This window comes from Flavobacterium sp. GSP6, from assembly GCF_003984855.1.
In the GTDB taxonomy this organism is placed as follows: Bacteria; Bacteroidota; Bacteroidia; order Flavobacteriales; family Flavobacteriaceae; genus Flavobacterium.
Genome location: NZ_RYDO01000007.1, coordinates 114,611 through 135,476 on the forward strand (window position 1 = coordinate 114,611; position 20,866 = coordinate 135,476).

Consider the following 20,866-nt stretch of genomic DNA (forward strand, 5'->3'; position numbering starts at 1 on the left):
TCATGCGAAAATTATTTTTCACCACTATAATCTCTATTATAGGGCTAGCTGGATATGCCCAAGAAACTCCTGTTGCCGATACCATTCCAGCAGCTGTAGCAAACACAAAAACGAACCGACTAGATTTTGATGTAGAATTAAAAACGAGCCACCTCTGGAGAGGACTGGTTATCAACGGAAGCATGACTGCCATGGGAAACATTCATTATGCTTTGGACAAAAAACGAAATCTAACCGTGGGTCTTTGGGGCGGGAATGGGTTTGATGGCGAGTACAAAGAAATTGATTATTACATTCAATACAAAAAAAATGGTTTTTCAATCGCCTTATGGGACCTATTCAATACTACAAATATTGAAAACCCTGCCGTTTTTAATTACGATCGAAAAACAACCACGCACATTCTTGACTTAAGAACATCCTATCAATTTCCTGACCGATTTCCTTTGCGGATAGAAGCTGATTTTCTGCTTTACGGTAATGATCGTGAATTAATGAATAACCTCGATTATAAAAACAGATATTCCACCTATGTTGAATTAGGATATCCGTTATTGAAAAATCAAAAAATCACTTTAGAGGCCTATTTAGGAGCCGGATTTGCCTTAAACGGAGAATCCCATTTATATACAAATGATCCCAACAGTAATTTTGATATTGTAAATACCGGAATCAGGGCGTATAAAAACATTCACATTCTAAATTACAAACTTCCTGTTTCCGCAGTAGCCATGTGGAATCCAGCCCTTAAAATTGCCCGAATTCAATTGGGTGTGGTATTGTTCTAATTACAACAACAACACCTGGTTTGATAACGAAAACGTTCTTTTAGAAACAAAAGAACGTTTTCGTTATTCCAAAATTAAAACCCAAAATAGTGTTAATTCTTAATCTGACATCTTGTCATATTTATTTCAATTGCGTTATCTTTGCACTTTGAAAATATGCAATGGAAAAGATAATAGAAGAAAGCAAGCAGGGAGAAAGTCTTGTTTTAGAAAATAAACCCGAGAACACGAAGAAACTTTTTATTGAGAGTTACGGTTGCGCAATGAATTTTTCGGATAGTGAAATTGTAGCTTCTATATTATCCTCAAACGGATATAATACGACGCAAATTCTGGAAGAAGCCGATTTAGTTTTGGTGAATACCTGTTCTATTCGGGATAAAGCAGAGCAAACAATTCGCAAACGTCTAGAGAAATACAATGCCGTAAAACGCATTAATCCAAAGATGAAAGTGGGCGTTTTGGGCTGTATGGCAGAACGTTTGAAAAGTAAATTTCTGGAAGAAGAGAAAATTGTTGACCTCGTTGTAGGTCCTGATGCCTATAAAGATTTGCCGAACCTTTTGCAAGAAGTAGAAGAAGGACGTGATGCCATTAACGTGATCTTATCGAAGGATGAAACTTATGGCGATATTTCTCCTGTTCGATTGATGAGCAACGGAATTACGGCTTTGGTTTCAATTACTCGTGGTTGCGATAATATGTGCACGTTTTGTGTGGTACCTTTTACCAGAGGACGCGAACGCAGCCGTGAACCACAAAGTATCATGAAAGAAATTCAGGATTTGTGGGACAAAGGCTTCAAAGAAATTACACTTTTGGGACAAAATGTGGATAGTTTTCTTTGGTACGGCGGCGGATTAAAAAAAGATTTTGAGAACGCTACCAAAATGCAAAAAGCAACTGCTGTTGACTTTGACCAACTCCTTGAAATGGTAGCCGTAGGTTTTCCTAAAATGCGTATTCGATTTTCAACCTCTAATCCGCAGGATATGCATGAAAGTGTGTTGCACGTGATTGCAAAACATCCTAATATTTGCAAACACATTCACTTGCCTGTCCAATCTGGAAGCAATAGAATTCTGAAAGAAATGAACCGTTTGCACACGCGTGAAGAGTACATGACTTTGATTGACAAAATCAGGACTATTATTCCAAATGGTTCCATTTCACAGGATATGATTGCTGGTTTCCCTACAGAAACCGAACAAGACCATAAAGACACCTTGAGTTTAATGGAATATGTGAAATATAATTTTGGGTATATGTATTCGTATTCCGAACGTCCGGGAACTTTGGCTGGAAGAAAAATGGAAGATGATGTTACCGATGAAACAAAAGCAAGAAGACTGCAAGAAATTGTCGATTTACAACAAAAACATGCTTGGTTCCGCAGTGAAGAATTCATTGGACAAACCGTAGAAGTTTTAGTAGAAAAAGTTTCGAAAAAATCGACTGAGGAGTTTTCCGGCAGAAATTCACAAAGTACTACCGTAGTTTTCCCAAAGGAGAATTATAAAATTGGGGATTTTGTTTTGGTTAAAGTTGAAAGTTGTACAAGCGGCACTTTGAAAGGGAAAGCGGTTGGTTTGAGTGAAATGAATTAATAAAATTAGTGGCTAATTTTTAATTCATTAGAAATAAAAGAGTTTAAGTAATTATAAATGAGATTGCTTCGTGCCTCGCAATAACAATATGGAATCAGTTCAAAATATTAAACAACGATTTGAGATTATCGGGAATGACCCGAAGCTTAATCGTGCGATAGAAAAAGCCATTCAAGTTGCTCCTACTGACATTACCGTTTTGGTAGCCGGAGAAAGCGGAGTTGGAAAAGAAAATATTCCCAGAATTATTCATTCGCTTTCGCACAGAAAGCACGGAAAATACATAGCTGTAAACTGTGGCGCCATTCCAGAAGGAACCATTGACAGTGAGCTTTTTGGGCATGAAAAAGGCGCTTTTACCGGAGCAACAGGAACTCGCGAAGGTTATTTTGAAGTGGCTGATGGAGGAACTATTTTTCTGGATGAAGTGGGCGAATTACCCTTGACCACCCAAGTGCGTTTGTTGCGTGTTCTTGAAAATGGTGAATTTATAAAAGTAGGTTCTTCACAAGTACAAAAAACAAATGTCAGAATTGTGGCGGCCACAAATGTCAATTTATTTGATGCTATCGAAAAAGGGAAATTCCGTGAAGACCTCTATTATCGTTTAAGTACAGTGGATATTACTTTGCCCCCTTTACGCGATCGAAAAGAGGATATTCACTTATTGTTTAGGAAATTCGTCGCTGATTTTGCCCATAAATATAAAATGCCTCCTTTGAAACTGGATGAAAGTGCTGTGCAATTATTGCAAAAATTTCGTTGGAGCGGAAACATCCGACAATTGCGAAATGTAGCGGAACAAATATCCGTTTTAGAAACCAACAGAGAGATATCCGCAGTGACATTACAATCCTATTTACCCGTACAAGGAAACAATTTACCTTCCGTTATTAAAGACCAAAAAAACGAAAGTGATTTTAGTACCGAAAGAGAAATTTTGTACAAAGTACTTTTTGATATGAAAAGCGATCTAAATGATTTAAAAAAACTAACCTTAGAACTCATCCAGAATGGCGTTTCTAAAGTGCAGGAAACAAATCAAAACTTGATCAAGAAAATATATGGATCTAAGGAAAATGATAGTGAAATTGATTTTGAAGAAGAACCAAGAGCAACTTTAATAGCTGTAAAAAACAATGACAACGCTTATCAGGAAAGGGATGATACTTATCTTTTTGCCGAAACTGTCGAAGAAGAGGAAACCTTGCGTCTGGAACAAAAGGAAATAGAAATGATTAAGAAATCATTAGAAAAAAATAAAGGAAAACGAAAAGCCGCTGCAGATGAATTGGGAATTTCCGAAAGAACTTTATACCGGAAAATCAAACAATTTGATTTATAATGTAGTCCGAAAAATACAACTTGTTTAATTGAAAATGAATATATTTGACCCGAACATTGGTGAGCCGGCGAAGCAATTTTTAAAAAATAAAATGAAATATCTAAAACGTATACTTCTCTCCGTACTTATAATAAGCATCAACAGCTGCTCGGTTTACAACTTTACAGGGACGGGGAAAATTGATGCTGAAACATTTCAAGTGGGCTTTTTTCAGAATAATGCTGAATTAATTGAACCCGGAATTGACCGGACATTTACACTAGAACTTCAAGATTTGATTCAGAATCAAACCAATTTAAACTTGGTACAAAATGGTGCAGATTTAACCTATGAAGGAGAAATTGTTGATTACAGAATTAGCCCTATGACAGCAACGGCAGACCAGCAAGCTTCTCAAAACCGTTTGACAATTCGTGTGAATGTTCGTTTTACCAATAAGAAAAAAGAAACAGATGATTTTGAAAAACCATTTACTTTTTTCTTTGATTATCCTGCACAACAACAATTGACAGGCGCAACCTTGAATGCTGCTTTAAAAGATATTTTTGAAAGAATAACACAAGATATATTTAATGAATCTCTGGCTAAATGGTAAATAAAGAAATATCCAGTTGGCAGTTTTTAGTATTCAGTGCAATATACTAAAACTTGAAGCCTGATTGTTGAACATTGATTACTGAACATCGAACACTTGAAAAATGAATGTAACTGATTATACTTATTTGATTAACAAACCTGATGTTGTACATCAAAAGCAAACAGAAGCTTTGGAAAAAGTATTAAACGAATTTCCTTATTTTCAGAGCGCCAGAGCACTTCACCTAAAAGGCCTGTACAATGAGAACAGTTATAAATACAATGGTGCTTTAAAAATAACGGCTGCTTATACAACGGACAGATCCATTTTATTTGACTTTATTACCTCCGATGTTTTTACTTCAATTCACAAAAGTCTCTTTACTAAAAAAGCACTTGAAATCCTTGACATTCCGGTAGTTGAAAGTGAAATTATTTCGTTTCAAGAAAAAAAAGAACCCAAATTAAATCCTTTAGAACAATCCATTCTTACCTCAATAAAGGAAGCTTCTCCAACCGCCCCAATCCAAACGAATTCTATACCAATAGCAGAAAAAATGGATCTTGGAAAACCGTTGGATTTTTCGGCAAAAGAACAACATTCCTTCCAAGAATGGCTACAGCTCTCTCGTACAGAACCTATAGAAAGAGAGAATGAGGATTCTAAAAAACCGGATGCTCCAATGGACGAGGAGAAAAGAAAAAAATTAGACTTAATCAATAAATTTATAGAAACAAGTCCAAAGATTTCTCCTGTAAAACACGGCGCTGCTTCCTCAGTATCCTTAGACCTAAATGCACCAGATAACTCGTACTTGATGACCGAGACTTTAGCCCGAGTTTACTTGGAACAAAAAAAATATCAAAAAGCGATACAAGCTTATGAAATATTAATTTTGAAATATCCAGAAAAAAGTAGTTTCTTTGCAGACCGCATAACGGATATTAAGATTTTACAACATAATAATAATTAAACAATGAGCACATTTTCAATTTTTTTAGTTTTAATAACTATAGTTTGTTTTCTATTAATCGTAGTAATCATGGTTCAAAACCCTAAAGGTGGTGGATTATCCTCTACAATAGGTGGTTCTCAAATGTTAGGCGGGGTACAAAAAACAACTGACTTTTTAGACAAAAGCACTTGGACATTAGCAACTATATTAATCGCACTTATATTACTTTCAAGCTTGAGCTTTACAGGAACATTAAGTGATACTGATTCTAAAATCATTGACAATATGGGAACCGCTGCACCAAACACAACTACTCCTATAGCAGTACCTGCTCAAAACACACCTGCAGCTACAAATCCAGTAAAATAAATCACTTCTACATATTCTAAATGCCAGCCTGTCAAAGCTGGCATTTTTTATAAGAAAATGTGTCAGTTTGATTAAGATGGCACAATTTCTGAAATCTTCATCTTTATTAATTAATATTGAATACTAAAAAATATAAAATCATGGATTTAAACATTAAACCTCTTTCAGACAGAGTCCTTATCGAGCCCGTTGCTGCTGAAACAAAAACGGCGTCAGGAATCTTCATCCCTGATACTGCCAAAGAAAAACCACAAAAAGGAACTGTTGTTGCTGTAGGAAACGGAACAAAAGACCACACTATGACAGTGAAAATTGGTGATTCTGTTTTGTACGGAAAATATGCTGGTACTGAATTGAAACTAGAAGGAAAAGATTATTTGATCATGCGTGAAGACGATATTCTTGCAATTATCTAAATTAAAGTACGGACAAGTCGTGACTTGTCCCTTCAAATAAACATTAAACAAAATTTAAAATGGCAAAAGATATAAAATTTGATATAGAAGCACGTGACGGATTAAAACGTGGTGTTGATGCATTGGCAAATGCAGTAAAAGTAACGCTAGGGCCAAAAGGTCGTAATGTTATTATTGGAAAAGCTTTTGGCGGACCAACCGTTACTAAAGATGGTGTAACTGTAGCAAAAGAGATTGAATTGAAAGACCCACTAGAAAATATGGGCGCACAAATGGTAAAAGAAGTAGCCTCTAAAACGAATGATTTAGCCGGAGACGGAACTACAACTGCAACCGTTTTGGCACAAGCGATCGTAAAAGAAGGATTGAAAAATGTTGCTGCCGGAGCCAATCCTATGGATTTGAAACGCGGGATAGACAAAGCAGTTGATGCTATTGTTGCTGATTTGGCTAAACAAGCCAAAGTAGTAGGTACGGATTCTGAAAAAATCAAACAAATCGCTTCAATTTCTGCTAACAATGACGAAGTAATTGGGGAGTTAATCGCTGCTGCTTTCGCAAAAGTGGGAAAAGAAGGGGTTATTACTGTTGAAGAAGCTAAAGGAACAGATACGTATGTTGATGTTGTTGAGGGCATGCAGTTTGACAGAGGATATCTTTCTCCTTATTTTGTTACCAATTCAGAAAAAATGGAGGTAGAACTAGAAAATCCATACATCCTTTTATATGACAAAAAAGTTTCTTCTTTAAAAGAATTATTACCGGTTCTTGAGCCTGTAGCACAATCTGGGAAACCATTATTGATTATTGCTGAAGACGTAGATGGGGAAGCATTGTCTACACTAGTGGTAAATAAATTACGTGGAGCCTTGAAAATCGCCGCTGTAAAAGCGCCTGGTTTTGGAGACCGAAGAAAAGCTATGTTAGAAGACATCGCTATTTTAACTGGTGGAACTGTAATTTCAGAAGAAAGAGGATACACTTTAGAAAACACAACTATCGAAATGTTAGGTACTGCTAAGAAAGTGACTATCGATAAAGATAATACTACAATTGTAAGTGGTGCAGGTGATGCGGATATGATCAAAAATCGTGTCAACCAAATCAAAGGTCAAATGGAAGCTACCACTTCTGATTATGACAAAGAAAAGTTGCAAGAACGTTTGGCTAAATTAGCTGGTGGAGTTGCTGTACTTTATGTAGGTGCTGCATCTGAAGTAGAAATGAAAGAGAAAAAAGACAGAGTAGATGACGCACTTCACGCTACTCGTGCTGCAGTTGAAGAAGGAATTGTTGCTGGTGGTGGAGTTGCTTTACTGAGAGCTAAAAATGCACTTAGTGCTATTAAAGCAGATAATGCTGACGAAGCAACCGGAATTCAAATTGTATCTCGTGCAGTGGAGTCTCCATTGAGAACTATTGTTGAAAACGCAGGTCTTGAAGGGTCTGTAGTTGTTGCAAAAGTCGCTGAAGGTAGTGGTGATTTTGGTTATAACGCAAAAACAGACGAATATGTCGACATGCTTAAAGCAGGAATTATTGATCCTAAAAAAGTAACTCGTGTAGCTTTAGAGAATGCAGCTTCAGTTGCCGGAATGATATTGACTACTGAGTGTGCTTTGATTGATATTAAAGAAGATAATGGTGGTGGAAACCCAATGGGTGGCGGCATGCCAGGGATGATGTAACAATACATCTTTTTAGATTAAAATTTAAAACAAACCAATATATTTAGATTTTTTAAAGAAAATGAGCTCGATTATATTTCGGGCTCATTGTTTTTGTAGAGTTAACATTGCATTAGTGAATTAATTTCATACTTTTACTACTAAATTAGTAACTAAGGCAATCTATTTTTTATGATAAAACCAAGGCGTTTTTTTCTATTCGTTACTTTTTTAGTATCTTCAGTTATGTTTAGCCAGAATAATGAAGAAACCGTAAAATCAAAGATTGGTGTTGTTCTTAAAAATTATTTTAAATTAGATAGAGAAGCAATCCATATTCATGTAAATAAATCAACATTCTTAAGCGAAGAGACTATATGGTATCAAGGATACATAGTTACTAGAAAGACTACTAAACCATTTTACACTTCCAATGTTTTTGTACTATTACTTGACGAAAAAGGAAAACAACTCTCTGAAAAATTAGTATTTGCTGATAATGGTGTTTTTTCGGGTCATATTAAACTTGGCCCTAATCTGGACTCCGGAAACTATTACATCCAAGTATATACTAACTGGATGAACAACTTTACAGAAAATGAATCTACTTTGGTAAAAGTAAACATAATCAATCCAGACCAAGGCATTCAGAATACGGAAAAAATAGTTAAAGAAACACTTAAAGTTTACCTAAATCCAGAAGGGAAAAATCTTATCAGCGGAGTTTCAAATACGATCGGGATACAAGTAAAAGACTGCAATAATAATACACCTATAAATCTTGAAGCAACTATACAAAATAGCAAAGGAGAGGCTTTGCAAACCGTCAAATTAAATAATTTTGGCTTCGGAAAATTTCACACAATCCCAACTACAGAAGTGCTAACAGTAGCAGTGAAATATGAAGACAAAATTATCGAAAATAATTTGCCCCCTGCTAATTTAATAGGCGTTGCTATTGAAGCAAGTTCCTTCATGCTAGACAACAAAACTAAAATCAAAGTAAAAACAAATAAATCTAGTTTCAATAGCTTACAATTTCGTGGATTAAATTTAGTTATTCATCAAGACCAAAATTTCATCGTTGAACCTTTAAACATTAATCCTAATAACTTAGAGCAAATAATTGTTGTCAATAATACAGGTCTAAATCCAGGAATTAATACTATCAGAATAATTGATAACGAATTAAAACAATGGTCTGAAAGACAAATATACATTAGTCCAATTACAAAAAATAATTATGATGTTATAAAAAATAATCAACAGGGAAACATTATAAAACTTGCCGCATTCTCCAATTCAACTAATAATATGATTAGTATTTCTGTTTTGCCTGTAGAAACGAAAAGTATCGACGATAACAATTCTATCATCGCAGGATTGACTATCAACCCTTATTTAAAGACATCTCTTTTAAATTCTAATTATTATTTAAATGATGTAAATAGATTAAAATATTACGAATTAGATTTGGCTCTACTGAATCAAGAAAGCCTAAAATATGATTGGGATTACATGAAACTGCAACCACCTACTGCACATTATACTTTTGACATTGGAATTAATTTAAAAGGAACCGTAGCTAACCCACTTAAAAGTAAATCATTTCATAAAGTAAAACTAGTAAGCAGTAAAGAATTCATAACGGCATCAGCTGATGTCACTGAAAATGGTACTTTCGAATTCCAAAATCTGCTTTTAACAGATTCTACTTATGTTAATTTATCCTTGCATAAACAACCAAATTTTGAATATGTTGATGCAAAATTAGCGCTACAAGTTGTCAATAGAAAAAAACTATATAATAAAGTTTTTACTGGTCTTATTAAAAAGAACTGTAATTTAGAAAATGATACTATTAAAACCGTAAATCTTGATTTACCATACTTTAAGGAAAAAGCCATTCAACTTAAAGAAGTTGTGTCAAAAAACAAAAAAAAACAATTAACACATATTAATATTCTTTCAAACAGAATGCTTCGTGGTCATAAAATTGATAGTACCAACAACTCTTCAAGAATTTTAAATTTCATAGAACAAAATGGGTTCATGGTAGATCGAACCATTGGCAAGATAAATATATATAGTAGATTGCCTCAATTAAGTGTAGGACCACCACCCACACCTATTGTTTATATTGATGATAGGCAACTCTACTTTGATTATTATGAACTTGAATTTTTAAAAATGGATGAACTTGATGAAATCTATATTAATGCTCTAGCTATAGTGGCAGGCGGTAACAATAATCTTGGGATAATTAGAATTTACACCAAAAAACAACAAAATACTCACTCCAAAAAATCAAATCCAAATTCGTTTTTTGTAAAAGATGCATTTTCAAAAAGTAGTACTTTTCAAAATTTAGAATACGAGAATGCTTCTAGTAACGGTTTTAATAATTTTGGCACAATTAATTGGTTTACAAAAACAATTTCAGATTCAAACGGTAATTTCACATTTGATATTCTAGATTATAACAAAAAAAACTGCAAAATTATCATTGAGGGCATGACTACAGACGGACAAATTTTTCATGAAGAAAAAGTGGTTCAATTAAAGTAAATCGAAGAACTATTAAAAATGCCACCAAATAGTCCTACATTATTTGGTGGCATTTTTAATTTTTAAATTAGATTTATTCTTGAACTTTAGCTTTTTTGCTAAACTTATAAATTACCGGTAAAACAGTAATCCCTACTAAAATCAATACAATTAATTCGATATGCTCCTTTAGATCAATCTGATAATTCTCAAGTAAAAAACCATATAAATAATGTCCGGCAAAAATTAGGGTGAACGACCAAATAAAAGAACTTAAAATATTATAAAACATAAACTTCTTCTTATCCATTGAAACGATTCCGGCAACTATTGGTGCAAAAGTCCTCAATATTGGAAGAAATCGAGCAAAAATAATTGCCTTACCTCCGTATTTTTCAAAAAAATCTTTTGATTGAACCAAGTACTTTTTCTTAAACCAAAAACTATCTTCCTTGTTGTATAGATAATACCCGCTTTTAGAACCAAACCAGTAGCCTACTACGTTTCCTAAAATTCCTGACAATGCGACAAGTGTGGATAGGAGGACCACATTTAGAAAATCATTATTGATAACTAAAATATTCTCTATCAATTCGCGACTGTAAATTCCTGCCAAAAACAATAAACTATCTCCTGGCAGAAAAAAACCTGCAAAAAGACCCGTCTCCGCAAAAACAATAAATAAAACTATATAAATACCCAATTTAATTCCATTAACATCAAAATGAATATAAAAAAGTGGGTCAATTAAATTCTTCCAATCAAAATCGTTCATTCTAAGGTGTTTTATGCTAAAATTATTCGTGCGTGAAAGTACGGATAATATATCTCAACCACAATTTATGATACTATTTTAAAGTTTTATTAACTATTTAAAGTAGCAGAATTATCTTTACATTATTTACAGCCAAAAGTTGTTTATAAAAATCCTGATTTTAGTTATGTGTATAACCGTTTTTCATAGTTAACAACTACAATTTTTACTCAAAAAAAATTAAAGTATGGCATTAAAAAAACCAAAGTTTTCACTTTGGCGTTTCTTTAAAATTATTTTCGTTTATATTGACAACAAGCATGAAGACTGTCATAATCTTCCTTTAAAGCCCTGGCTCCCTCTGTGTCGTGACCTACTTTCGCAATCGCTTTTTGAATTGTTGGAACATTCGTTTTTTGTTCGTTTATAATCAGATATAAAGTACCACAATCCATATGCCATTCGGCAGATTTCACACCAGAAACACTAAATGCCACTTTTTCAATTCTCTTTTTGCACATGTCACAATTCCCGCTCACATGAAATTCAACCTTAGCATTTTTGCTTTTCCCTTCTTGAGCCTGAACCGTAAACCCAACAAAAATCAGTAACATTACTAGTGTTATATTTTTCATCATTTAATTTTTTTTAACCTATTTAATTTTAAAACGTAAACCCGCATAATACATTTGTCCAAAAACTGGACCATAAACTATTGATGCGTCAAAAGTAGGTCCAAATGGATTTTCATTACCCAAGATAACATTGTCCTGCTTGTAATTACCAATGTTTTCTCCGCCAATATAGATTTCGAAAGTTGGAGAAAAAGATCGTGTAACCTGTATATTCATCACAGAAAATGAAGGTGAAAATTCAGGCAGCCTGTCAACTTCAGGATTGATTGACGTATTGGGTAATTGTTGTTTTCCGAGCCAGTTAAGCGTATAATCAAACTTCCATTGTTTTCCTTCTTCTAATATTTGCGTTTCAAATCCTAAATTTCCAAAGAAACGATGTTTTGCCTGTAGTGGTCTTTGATAGGTTCCTGATAAATAATCCGTTTGAACATCATAGTATTTGTAGGCTGTTCTCAAATTAAAACGCTTTATTGGTTCATAATTAAATTCTACTTGCAAACTATTCGCATACGATTTTCCGTTCAAGTTATAAAACAAAACCTGTTGCGGACTTTGCATTATATCAACAATTGCTTGGTTCTGAAAATCAGTTCTGTAGAAATCAAAACCAACATCAGCACTTTTGCCAAAAAACAAAAAACCCTGCATAAAACTCAATCCATAATTCCATGCAATTTCAGGATTTAAACCGTATATTTTTCCTTTGGTATCTAAAAATTCAAAAGTTCTTGAACTAGCTAAAAGCTGTTGGTTTTCAGCAAAAACATTAGCACTTCGTTTCCCTCTACCTGCTGAAAATCGCAAAACACCTTTCTCCCAAGGATTGTATCGCACATGTAATCTTGGCGTAGCAAAAGTCCCTAAACGATTGTGATTATCTATTCTGCCGCCTAGAACTACGCTAAAATTCTCCGTATTATCATACGTATATTCAAAAAAAGCACCTACTGAGTTATCAATTCTGCTGTAATCATTCACATTGACAAACTCACCGTATTTATCATAGGTAAAGTTTAGACCTGTAGAAAATTTATGCATTGTATTATTAATAATCGAATTGAAAATCAGGTTCGAATAATAACTTTTTTGTTCAATATTATATTGATTTAGTCCAAAATAAGAGTTTTGATCGTGACTGTTAAAGGCATTCTGAAAACCAATACTTTGATATGGCATGTCAGGAAAAACATAGCCTAATTTAGCGGAAACATCAAAACGTTCCGTATTGATTTCGGAACCCCAATAATTTGTCGTTCCCCTGTCTCTATCCGGATCAAAATTTAATTCTCCTGTTTGTTTTTGATCATTCATATATCGGAAATTGATGAAACTCACCCACCCTTTTTTGGCATTGGTATATTGCCACCGATTTAAAACATTGATTTGTTTTGCTAATGGATTATCAAGAAAGCCATCGTCATTCATATCGTTTTTTGCAACTCTGGTATTTCCGTGTACAAATAAACTACTGCTCCATTTATCAGAAATTTTAGTATTGAAATGTGTATTTAATTCAAATCGAGAATCTGTCGAACCATAGACATTTAGAAAAAATGGAATATCGCTGATTGGTTTTATTAATTCGGTATTAATTTGTCCCGAAATACTTTCGAAGCCATTGACAACACTTCCTGCACCTTTGGTAATTTGGATACTTTCTACCCAAGTTCCTGGTGTAAATGACAACCCATAGGCTTGAGAAGCACCACGTACCGAAGGAATATTTTCCTCGGTAATCATCAAGTAAGGACTCGTCAATCCTAGCATTTTTATTTGTTTCGTTCCCGTCAAAGCATCCGAAAAATTAACATCAATTGAAGGATTTGTTTCGAAACTTTCTGCCAGATTGCAACAAGCGGCTTTCAGTAATTCTTTGCTTGTCAGTGTTGTAGTATTAGTTGTTAGTTTGTACGATTTTTTTAAACTTTTGCTGCTGCCTTGTATTTTTATCTCTTGCAAAGTATCTTGCGAATAAGAATTAAAAGCACATAAAAGAAACAATAAAAATATTGAAATTTGTTTTTGCATGATTGATTTTTAATGTTAGAATAATGTAAAACCACTAAAGTGTGATTCAAGTTCTACTAAAACATTAAAAGCTACGCGTAGAAAATATATTGGTGGTATAATTTAAAAAAAAGCGGCGCATTTGTATCGAAACAATACGACGTAAATTGGCTGTTTTGAAAATTTGAAATAAATGAAAAGACATAAGGATTCCATTCTTTTATTGAAAATGTAAAATCTGTATCGGCAGAAACTGTTTTTTGGACTAATTTATCCGTCTTCTTTTGAAAATTAACCTCTTTGTCTTCGCAACAATTTGATTTTTTTTCAACAACATTACAACATTTTTTTTCTAATTTTTGATCTTCAACAGGAGTTTTAAGAGTAATAGACGAAATTTCATTTCCGCAATAACGCAGATTAAATGCTACTCCTACATTGGAAACCAATAGGAAAAAAGCAAGAAGAACACTAACCAGTCCTTTGAATTTCATCATGCAAAAGTAGTGATTTAATCAAACTCCAAAAGCTAAATTCAAGTTAAAATCTACAATTCAAGTTCTTGTCCTATCAAAGGAACTTTACATTCAAAACTATATTTTTCCTGGACTTTGATACGGAGTTCATCCAGTGGCTGATTTTCACCATGCGCTGACAACCTTTTTATTTCCTGAATTTTTGCTTTTACCGGATAATATTACCCGCGAATATTAATTCCTTTTGCCCCTTGCATCAATTTTCTTTCTCGTGTTCCTTCGGCGTGATACCCCACTGTAATTATTACAAATCCCCTCCATGGCTTCCTTATAATCCGGAACTAATGAAAACATTTTACTCATTTCAGCACATTCTCCCGGCGGTAACTTGTGCCATTTTTTATTAGTAGAAAAAATATTCAGTGCAGTGATTCCCATTGAAGTATCAATAATATATGGGATCTTGGAGATTCTGTCTTCTTCCTGAATTTTAACGCTATCCAAAAGGATTTAAAACGAGACCGAATATACCTCGGAACTTTCACATCCGTAGCAACCTCTCGACCCGTATGATACTTACATTCGACCATAGCGATCGTTTCGTTTTTTTGACCAGCACATCTATTTCATGCGAGACACATTTACCTTGTAAGGTCAAATTATTTATTGATTTATAATGCTACGCGAAAAAATTCGTCCTATATATTTTTCAAAAAAAAACTGCAGTACTTAAGAGTCCAATTGTTTCTCTTAAATTATAACGTGTGACATGAAAATCAGCTTTTTCTTCAATAATGAAAAAGCCATTTTGTAGATTTATTTTGTAGAAATACCCTCATACATCTGCTTTTTTATAGCCTGTAAAATTGCGTCAACCGCCATAATGCTAGCACCAGATTTGATCAGTGATTTTTTAAGTTTATCCGAATTAAATTAGGCTATATAGTCAGAATGTTTCACTATTTTAATAGCAATAGAAATTTGATTTACAGATACTTAAATCGACATTGAAGACAAACAAAAAAGACTACTTATTTTGTTTCTGATAATAAAATCCAGGAACAAACAATAATAAAAAAATAGGCTGAATTAGAAACCGACGGATATAAAACAATATCCAATTGTGGTTTCCCCAAATAAAATAGATGATGTAGAAAAAAGCAACCATTAAAATCATAAAAAGAAAATAATACAGCACAAAGGCGAATTTCACCATCATTATTTCTTTAAAAAGCACATAAATAATCCCCAATGAAATAGCGGTATTTAATGTATAACGAAACAATAGCCCATAAAATAATTGGACTGCATTGAAACTTGGCAACGGTAACTTCGCAAAATCTTTCTTGAAGAAATCCAGAAAAGGATCATAAAACAACTGATTTTCAAAAGCACGAACAAGCACCAGCAATACAACAAAAAAAAGAAATTGCAGTACGCGAACTTTGTTATTAAGAATCTTTTGAAGCATATCTTGAAAATTTACGAACCCAAATTAACCACAATACAAAAACTAAACTATAAATGTACAAAGGAAAAAGAACTCCGTGCAAGAAGGGTTCCTGTTTTGGAAAATAAAAAATAAGTGCGCTTAAAACAGCTATTCTCAAAACATTCAATACATAAATAAACAGACTTCCTCCAAAGATAAAAAGCAGCGTCGTTAGTAGTTTTCCAGAAAAAGCCACGACAAATGAAATAAACAAAATAATTACGCTAATTGCATTACATCCTTCTACAATTCGGGCTACATATTTCTGGTTATAAAACAACTTCATATAAGGAGATGCAGTGCTCTCTTCAATTGAAGATTCATCATTAAATAACTGCAGCACTTGCTCTGTATTTTCACTTACCATTCTGGTAACAGAATCTATTTGATTTTCTTCAAAACCATTAAGAAAACGCTGATACAAAAAAGTCAGCACTATATAAGTTAAAAAAAAAGTACCTAGAAAAATCAAAAAAGGCTTGTAGAGAATAAAATATTTTTTCAAAATCTATTTTTTTAACAAATTTATGTAATTTTTAAAACTGGCTTTAAATACTTTTGTACAAATAAAAATAAAAAAACATGACATTTCAAGAACTACAACCAAAAGTAACCGAAATCACATTAAATACAACGTTGTCAAGAGACGAAAAACTATTGTCTATTTGTGAGCTGCTTAGTAACTCTGTTGCCTATTATAATTGGGTAGGATTTTATTTTGCAAATCACGAGTCTAAAACATTACACTTAGGACCCTATGTGGGAGCAGCAACAGACCATACGGTAATCCCTTTTGGAAAAGGAATTTGCGGACAAGTGGCTGTTTCAAACGAAAACTTTGTAGTTCCTGACGTTGCAGCGCAAGATAATTATATTGCTTGTAGTTTTACCGTGAAATCAGAAATCGTTGTACCCCTTTTTGTAAACGGAGAAAACATAGGACAAATTGATATTGACAGCCATGTCATAGATCCATTTACAAAAGAAGACGAAAAGTTCTTAGCCTTTGTGAATGAGGAAATTGCAAAATTGTATTAAGATTTAAAATAATTCATAATTCATAATTCATAATTCATAATTATTTTTTACTTTTGCACCCGTCTTACAATAGCTGTAAGGCATACATAAAAATCATTAAACAAATATTGGAATGTATTTAACTAAAGAGATTAAAGAAGAAATCTTCGCTAAACACGGAGAAAAAACAAACACTGGAAAATCAGAAGCTCAAATTGCTTTGTTCACTTTCAGAATTAGCCACTTAACGGAGCACTTGAAAAAAAATCGTCACGATTATAATACAGAGCGTTCATTAGTCTTGCTAGTAGGTAAAAGACGATCTTTGTTGGATTATTTGAAGAAAACAGAAATCAACAGATACCGTGAAATTATCAAAGTATTGAATATCAGAAAATAATCAATATGTAAAGAGGCGCGAGAGTGCCTCTTTTTGTTTTTATATTTCCGCGTCCAAAGTTCATTTTATAATCCTGACACAAAAGGGATTAGAATTAAGACCGCATTATAAGGTAAGTACCAATTTGTATTTGCAAATAAAAAAGTTTCGTTTTTCATTGGGTTTTAAGCATTAACTACGCAAAATAACTACAACACAACTAAAATCCATTGTTTAATCAAGAAAATACAATTATGATTCCAAAAGTTTCAAGAGAAATTATCGATTTAGGAGATGGGAGAAGCATCTCAATCGAGACCGGAAAATTAGCCAAACAAGCTGACGGTGCCGTAGAAGTACGAATGGGAAATGCAGTGTTGCTGGCAACAGTTGTATCTGCCAGAAAAGCAAGCCCAGGAATTGACTTCTTGCCCTTAACATTAGATTATCGTGAAAAATTTGCTGCCGCCGGGCGTTTTCCAGGTGGTTTCTTTAAAAGAGAAGCAAGACCAAGCGATAATGAAATATTAACTATGCGTTTAGTGGATCGTGTATTGCGTCCTCTTTTCCCAAAAGATTATCATGCAGAAACGCAAGTGATGATTCAATTGATGTCGCATGATGAAAACGTAATGCCAGATGCATTAGCCGGTTTAGCCGCTTCGGCAGCTTTATCTTTATCTGATATTCCTTTTTCAACTTTAATTTCTGAAGTTCGTGTAGCCAGAGTTGACGGTCATTTCATCATCAACCCAAGTCGTACTCAATTAGAATTGTCTGATATTGACATGATGATTGGCGCTTCAAAAGAATCTATCGCAATGGTAGAAGGAGAAATGAAAGAAATTTCAGAAGCCGAAATGGTTGAAGCGATTAAATTTGCGCACGAGGCAATCAAAATTCAAATTGCTGCTCAAGAACGATTAGTTGCTGCTTTTGGTAAAAAAGAAGTACGAACTTACGATCAAGAAAGAGAAGATGTGGCTATTTATGAAAAAGTAAATGCTGCAGCTTATGACAAATGTTATGCAATTGCAAAACAAGGAACAGCAAAACACGAAAGAACAGCTCAATTTGCGGAAGCAAAAGAAGCTGTAAAAGCATTGTTTACTGAGGAAGAATTAGCTGAAAACGGTGATTTAGTTTCAAAATATTTTGCTAAATCCAGTAAAGAAGCCGTTCGTAATGTAACCCTTGATTTAGGCACACGTCTGGACGGTAGAAAAACAAATCAAATTCGTCCAATTTGGGCTGAAGTTGATTATTTACCTTCAGTTCACGGATCTGCTTTATTTACAAGAGGAGAAACTCAAGCATTGGCAACAGCTACTTTAGGAACTTCCAGAGAAGCAAACCAAATTGACTCTCCATCACAACAAGGCGAAGAAAAATTCTACTTGCATTATAACTTCCCTCCTTTTTCTACTGGTGAAGCAAAACCATTAAGAGGAACTTCAAGAAGAGAAGTGGGTCACGGAAACTTAGCACAACGTGCTTTGAAAAACATGATTCCTGCTGATTGTCCTTATACCATTCGTATTGTATCTGAAGTATTAGAATCAAATGGTTCATCTTCAATGGCAACCGTTTGTGCCGGAACATTAGCTCTTATGGATGCCGGGATTCAAATGACCAAACCCGTTTCCGGGATTGCAATGGGATTAATTTCTGATGAAAAAACAGGCCGATTCGCTGTATTGTCTGATATTCTTGGTGATGAAGATCACTTAGGAGACATGGATTTTAAAGTAACCGGAACCGCAGATGGAATTACCGCTTGTCAAATGGACATAAAAATTGAAGGATTGGCGTACAACATCATGGAAGAAGCTTTAGCTCAAGCTCGTGAAGGTCGTTTGCATATTCTTGGAAAAATTATAGAAGTTTTAGCTGCTCCAAAAGCAGATGTAAAAGCGTATGCTCCAAAAATCATCACAAGAACAATTCCTGGCAACTTTATTGGTGCATTGATTGGACCTGGTGGAAAAGTGATTCAAGAATTACAAAAATCTACAGGAACTACTATCGTTATCAATGAAGTAAATGAGCAAGGAGTTATTGAAATTCTAGGAACAGATCCTGCCGGAATTGAAGCGGTATTGGCTAAAATTGAGTCCATCACTTTCAAACCACAAATGAACGAAGCTTACGAAGTGAAAGTAATCAAAATGCTAGATTTTGGTGCCGTTGTAGAATACACAGCTGTTCCAGGAAACGAAGTTTTATTACACGTATCCGAGTTAGCTTGGGAACGCACTGAAAACGTTTCGGATGTGGTCAATATGGGCGATGTCTTTATGGTGAAATACCTTGGACTGGATCCAAAAACCAGAAAAGAAAAAGTGTCCAGAAAAGCACTTTTACCAAGACCTCCTCGCGAGGAAAGAAAAGAGTAATCAGATCTTAGTTTACTAAAGGTTTATTTATAGGGAATCCCGTTTCATGAATTTGAAACGGGATTTTTGTTATATATAAATTTATTTTAAAACAATTGTAACTTTTAGGCAACTTCATACGTATAATCATTTGTACACTTAAAATTTAGGAGACAAAAAAACATGAGACAACTAAAAATCACCAAGCAGGTAACCAATCGTGAAACCGCTTCATTAGACAAGTATTTACAAGAAATTGGTAAAGTTGACCTTATTACCGCAGACGAAGAGGTAGAATTAGCACAAAAAATTAAAGCCGGCGACCAGAAAGCATTAGAAAAATTGACGAAAGCCAATTTACGTTTCGTAGTATCTGTAGCCAAACAATACCAAAATCAAGGATTAACCCTTCCCGATTTGATCAACGAAGGAAACCTTGGACTTATAAAAGCAGCACAACGTTTTGATGAAACACGTGGTTTTAAATTCATCTCGTATGCCGTTTGGTGGATTCGTCAATCTATCTTACAAGCATTGGCAGAACAATCTCGTATCGTTCGTTTGCCTTTGAACAAAATTGGTTCTATCAATAAAATCAACAAAATGTACGCTTTATTAGAGCAATCTAACGAGCGCCCACCTTCTGCTGAGGAAATTGCAAAAGAACTTGATATGACCGTAAATGACGTAAAAGAGAGTATGAAAAACTCTGGCCGTCACTTATCCATGGATGCGCCTCTTGTAGAAGGAGAAGATTCTAACCTTTATGACGTTTTACGTTCCGGCGAATCACCAAATCCAGACAGAGAATTAATCCATGAATCATTGCGTACCGAAATCGAGCGTTCCCTAGAAACATTGACGCCAAGAGAGGCTGATGTAGTTCGTTTGTACTTTGGTCTTGGTGATCAACACCCAATGACCTTAGAGGAAATTGGCGAAACTTTCGACCTGACTCGAGAACGTGTTCGTCAAATCAAGGAAAAAGCAATCCGAAGATTAAAACACACTTCAAGAAGCAAAATACTAAAAACCTATTTAGGATAAAACAGTCAATTTTTTAAAAATCAAAAGTCATAACGTTCTACAACATTATGACTTTTGATTTTAAACTTGTGACTAATAGCTAACGACGGTCTGATTAACTGTTCGTTTTTTGATTGATGATTGAAACTCCGGCTGATTACCGGAGTTTTATTTTTTTAAGCAAAACTCCATTCAGTTCGCTTAGCTCGGCTCGGATATCAGGAGTTATATTTTTAAAATCTAAATTCTTCTCACCATTCATTTCTCACTACTATGGCGTAACCCTCCGTAAAAACTTCGGGTCGGGCTATCGGCTGTATCTCTCCGCTACGCTACGAGGATGCCGCCTCTATCCCTTACGCGCAATGTACGGACAACTCGCGAGTTGTCCCTTCTAAAAAAACTTTCACCAATTGCTGCAAAAAAACTAC

Annotated in this window: 20 protein-coding genes; 13 read left to right on the plus strand and 7 right to left on the minus strand. The window is 34.3% G+C overall.

Annotation, left to right across the window (positions count from 1 at the left end; genetic code table 11):
* The first annotated feature begins 2 nt into the window (after window positions 1-2).
* The 9 genes from EKM03_RS09135 (at window position 3) to EKM03_RS09175 (ending at window position 10,292) form a co-directional block, all read left to right on the plus strand.
* Window positions 3-788 (plus strand): hypothetical protein, encoded by a 786-nt coding sequence (locus tag EKM03_RS09135; RefSeq protein ID WP_126461903.1) that lies wholly within the window; start codon window positions 3-5, stop codon window positions 786-788.
* A 161-nt stretch (window positions 789-949) separates the two neighbouring features.
* Window positions 950-2,395, plus strand: coding sequence for a tRNA (N6-isopentenyl adenosine(37)-C2)-methylthiotransferase MiaB (gene miaB, locus EKM03_RS09140; protein ID WP_126563817.1), 1,446 nt, complete (start codon window positions 950-952; stop codon window positions 2,393-2,395).
* An 88-nt stretch (window positions 2,396-2,483) separates the two neighbouring features.
* A complete protein-coding gene (locus EKM03_RS09145; RefSeq protein WP_126740229.1) occupies window positions 2,484-3,740 on the plus strand; it encodes a sigma-54-dependent Fis family transcriptional regulator in 1,257 nt (418 codons plus the stop codon).
* Between the two features lie 91 nt (window positions 3,741-3,831).
* Window positions 3,832-4,335 (plus strand): LptE family protein, encoded by a 504-nt coding sequence (locus tag EKM03_RS09150; RefSeq protein WP_126461894.1) that lies wholly within the window; start codon window positions 3,832-3,834, stop codon window positions 4,333-4,335.
* Window positions 4,336-4,438: 103 nt separating this feature from the next.
* Window positions 4,439-5,290, plus strand: a complete 852-nt coding sequence (locus tag EKM03_RS09155; RefSeq protein ID WP_126461891.1) for a tetratricopeptide repeat protein — start codon at window positions 4,439-4,441, stop codon at window positions 5,288-5,290.
* A 3-nt stretch (window positions 5,291-5,293) separates the two neighbouring features.
* Complete coding sequence (secG, locus tag EKM03_RS09160) at window positions 5,294-5,641, plus strand: preprotein translocase subunit SecG (RefSeq protein WP_126461888.1); 348 nt, start codon at window positions 5,294-5,296, stop codon at window positions 5,639-5,641.
* 140 nt (window positions 5,642-5,781) lie between these two features.
* Window positions 5,782-6,057, plus strand: coding sequence for a co-chaperone GroES (gene groES / locus EKM03_RS09165; protein WP_126452815.1), 276 nt, complete (start codon window positions 5,782-5,784; stop codon window positions 6,055-6,057).
* Between the two features lie 59 nt (window positions 6,058-6,116).
* Window positions 6,117-7,745: a chaperonin GroEL gene (groL, locus tag EKM03_RS09170; protein WP_126452813.1), complete on the plus strand. Its 1,629-nt coding sequence runs from the start codon at window positions 6,117-6,119 to the stop codon at window positions 7,743-7,745.
* A gap of 558 nt (window positions 7,746-8,303) precedes the next feature.
* A complete protein-coding gene (locus EKM03_RS09175; protein WP_233584080.1) occupies window positions 8,304-10,292 on the plus strand; it encodes a hypothetical protein in 1,989 nt (662 codons plus the stop codon).
* 73 nt (window positions 10,293-10,365) lie between these two features.
* On the opposite strand, the gene EKM03_RS09180 is transcribed toward EKM03_RS09175, so the two are convergent.
* The 7 genes from EKM03_RS09180 to xrtF form a co-directional block, all read right to left on the minus strand.
* On the minus strand, window positions 10,366-11,046 hold the full coding sequence (locus tag EKM03_RS09180; RefSeq protein ID WP_126461885.1) for a DedA family protein: 681 nt from the start codon (window positions 11,044-11,046) through the stop codon (window positions 10,366-10,368).
* Between the two features lie 272 nt (window positions 11,047-11,318).
* Window positions 11,319-11,663, minus strand: a complete 345-nt coding sequence (locus tag EKM03_RS09185) for a metal transporter (RefSeq protein WP_317125142.1) — start codon at window positions 11,661-11,663, stop codon at window positions 11,319-11,321.
* Window positions 11,664-11,678: 15 nt separating this feature from the next.
* Window positions 11,679-13,691: a TonB-dependent siderophore receptor gene (locus EKM03_RS09190; RefSeq protein WP_126554722.1), complete on the minus strand. Its 2,013-nt coding sequence runs from the start codon at window positions 13,689-13,691 to the stop codon at window positions 11,679-11,681.
* Between the two features lie 71 nt (window positions 13,692-13,762).
* Complete coding sequence (locus tag EKM03_RS09195; protein ID WP_126461880.1) at window positions 13,763-14,167, minus strand: hypothetical protein; 405 nt, start codon at window positions 14,165-14,167, stop codon at window positions 13,763-13,765.
* Between the two features lie 213 nt (window positions 14,168-14,380).
* Entirely contained in the window at window positions 14,381-14,650 is a 270-nt protein-coding gene (locus EKM03_RS09200) for a hypothetical protein (protein ID WP_126562684.1), read from the minus strand.
* A 523-nt stretch (window positions 14,651-15,173) separates the two neighbouring features.
* The gene (locus tag EKM03_RS09205; protein WP_126461877.1) at window positions 15,174-15,617 is read right to left on the minus strand and encodes an exosortase F system-associated protein; all 444 of its coding nucleotides are present in this window, start codon (window positions 15,615-15,617) and stop codon (window positions 15,174-15,176) included.
* Window positions 15,598-16,143 (minus strand): exosortase family protein XrtF, encoded by a 546-nt coding sequence (gene xrtF / locus EKM03_RS09210; protein ID WP_126461866.1) that lies wholly within the window; start codon window positions 16,141-16,143, stop codon window positions 15,598-15,600. The genes EKM03_RS09205 and xrtF overlap by 20 nt, the downstream gene beginning before the upstream one ends.
* Window positions 16,144-16,220: 77 nt before the next feature.
* Here xrtF and EKM03_RS09215 point away from each other — a divergent pair, with 77 nt between their 5' ends.
* The 4 genes from EKM03_RS09215 (at window position 16,221) to EKM03_RS09230 (ending at window position 20,456) form a co-directional block, all read left to right on the plus strand.
* Entirely contained in the window at window positions 16,221-16,676 is a 456-nt protein-coding gene (locus tag EKM03_RS09215) for a GAF domain-containing protein (protein ID WP_126461863.1), read from the plus strand.
* A 112-nt stretch (window positions 16,677-16,788) separates the two neighbouring features.
* Complete coding sequence (rpsO, locus tag EKM03_RS09220; RefSeq protein WP_066079886.1) at window positions 16,789-17,055, plus strand: 30S ribosomal protein S15; 267 nt, start codon at window positions 16,789-16,791, stop codon at window positions 17,053-17,055.
* 233 nt (window positions 17,056-17,288) lie between these two features.
* On the plus strand, window positions 17,289-19,430 hold the full coding sequence (locus EKM03_RS09225; RefSeq protein ID WP_126452801.1) for a polyribonucleotide nucleotidyltransferase: 2,142 nt from the start codon (window positions 17,289-17,291) through the stop codon (window positions 19,428-19,430).
* Window positions 19,431-19,592: 162 nt separating this feature from the next.
* Entirely contained in the window at window positions 19,593-20,456 is an 864-nt protein-coding gene (locus EKM03_RS09230; RefSeq protein WP_007137700.1) for an RNA polymerase sigma factor RpoD/SigA, read from the plus strand.
* Window positions 20,457-20,866 lie beyond the last annotated feature (410 nt).

Bases quoted from the DNA above. Each gene is read 5' to 3' on its own strand.
- EKM03_RS09135 (WP_126461903.1), top strand. From the start codon at position 3: ATGCGAAAATTATTTTTCACCACTATAATCTCTATTATAGGGCTAGCT.
- miaB (WP_126563817.1), top strand. From the start codon at position 950: ATGGAAAAGATAATAGAAGAAAGCAAGCAGGGAGAAAGTCTTGTTTTA.
- EKM03_RS09145 (WP_126740229.1), top strand. From the start codon at position 2,484: ATGGAATCAGTTCAAAATATTAAACAACGATTTGAGATTATCGGGAAT.
- EKM03_RS09150 (WP_126461894.1), top strand. From the start codon at position 3,832: ATGAAATATCTAAAACGTATACTTCTCTCCGTACTTATAATAAGCATC.
- EKM03_RS09155 (WP_126461891.1), top strand. From the start codon at position 4,439: ATGAATGTAACTGATTATACTTATTTGATTAACAAACCTGATGTTGTA.
- secG (WP_126461888.1), top strand. From the start codon at position 5,294: ATGAGCACATTTTCAATTTTTTTAGTTTTAATAACTATAGTTTGTTTT.
- groES (WP_126452815.1), top strand. From the start codon at position 5,782: ATGGATTTAAACATTAAACCTCTTTCAGACAGAGTCCTTATCGAGCCC.
- groL (WP_126452813.1), top strand. From the start codon at position 6,117: ATGGCAAAAGATATAAAATTTGATATAGAAGCACGTGACGGATTAAAA.
- EKM03_RS09175 (WP_233584080.1), top strand. From the start codon at position 8,304: ATGAACAACTTTACAGAAAATGAATCTACTTTGGTAAAAGTAAACATA.
- EKM03_RS09180 (WP_126461885.1), bottom strand. From the start codon at position 11,046: ATGAACGATTTTGATTGGAAGAATTTAATTGACCCACTTTTTTATATT.
- EKM03_RS09185 (WP_317125142.1), bottom strand. From the start codon at position 11,663: ATGATGAAAAATATAACACTAGTAATGTTACTGATTTTTGTTGGGTTT.
- EKM03_RS09190 (WP_126554722.1), bottom strand. From the start codon at position 13,691: ATGCAAAAACAAATTTCAATATTTTTATTGTTTCTTTTATGTGCTTTT.
- EKM03_RS09195 (WP_126461880.1), bottom strand. From the start codon at position 14,167: ATGATGAAATTCAAAGGACTGGTTAGTGTTCTTCTTGCTTTTTTCCTA.
- EKM03_RS09205 (WP_126461877.1), bottom strand. From the start codon at position 15,617: ATGCTTCAAAAGATTCTTAATAACAAAGTTCGCGTACTGCAATTTCTT.
- EKM03_RS09215 (WP_126461863.1), top strand. From the start codon at position 16,221: ATGACATTTCAAGAACTACAACCAAAAGTAACCGAAATCACATTAAAT.
- rpsO (WP_066079886.1), top strand. From the start codon at position 16,789: ATGTATTTAACTAAAGAGATTAAAGAAGAAATCTTCGCTAAACACGGA.
- EKM03_RS09225 (WP_126452801.1), top strand. From the start codon at position 17,289: ATGATTCCAAAAGTTTCAAGAGAAATTATCGATTTAGGAGATGGGAGA.
- EKM03_RS09230 (WP_007137700.1), top strand. From the start codon at position 19,593: ATGAGACAACTAAAAATCACCAAGCAGGTAACCAATCGTGAAACCGCT.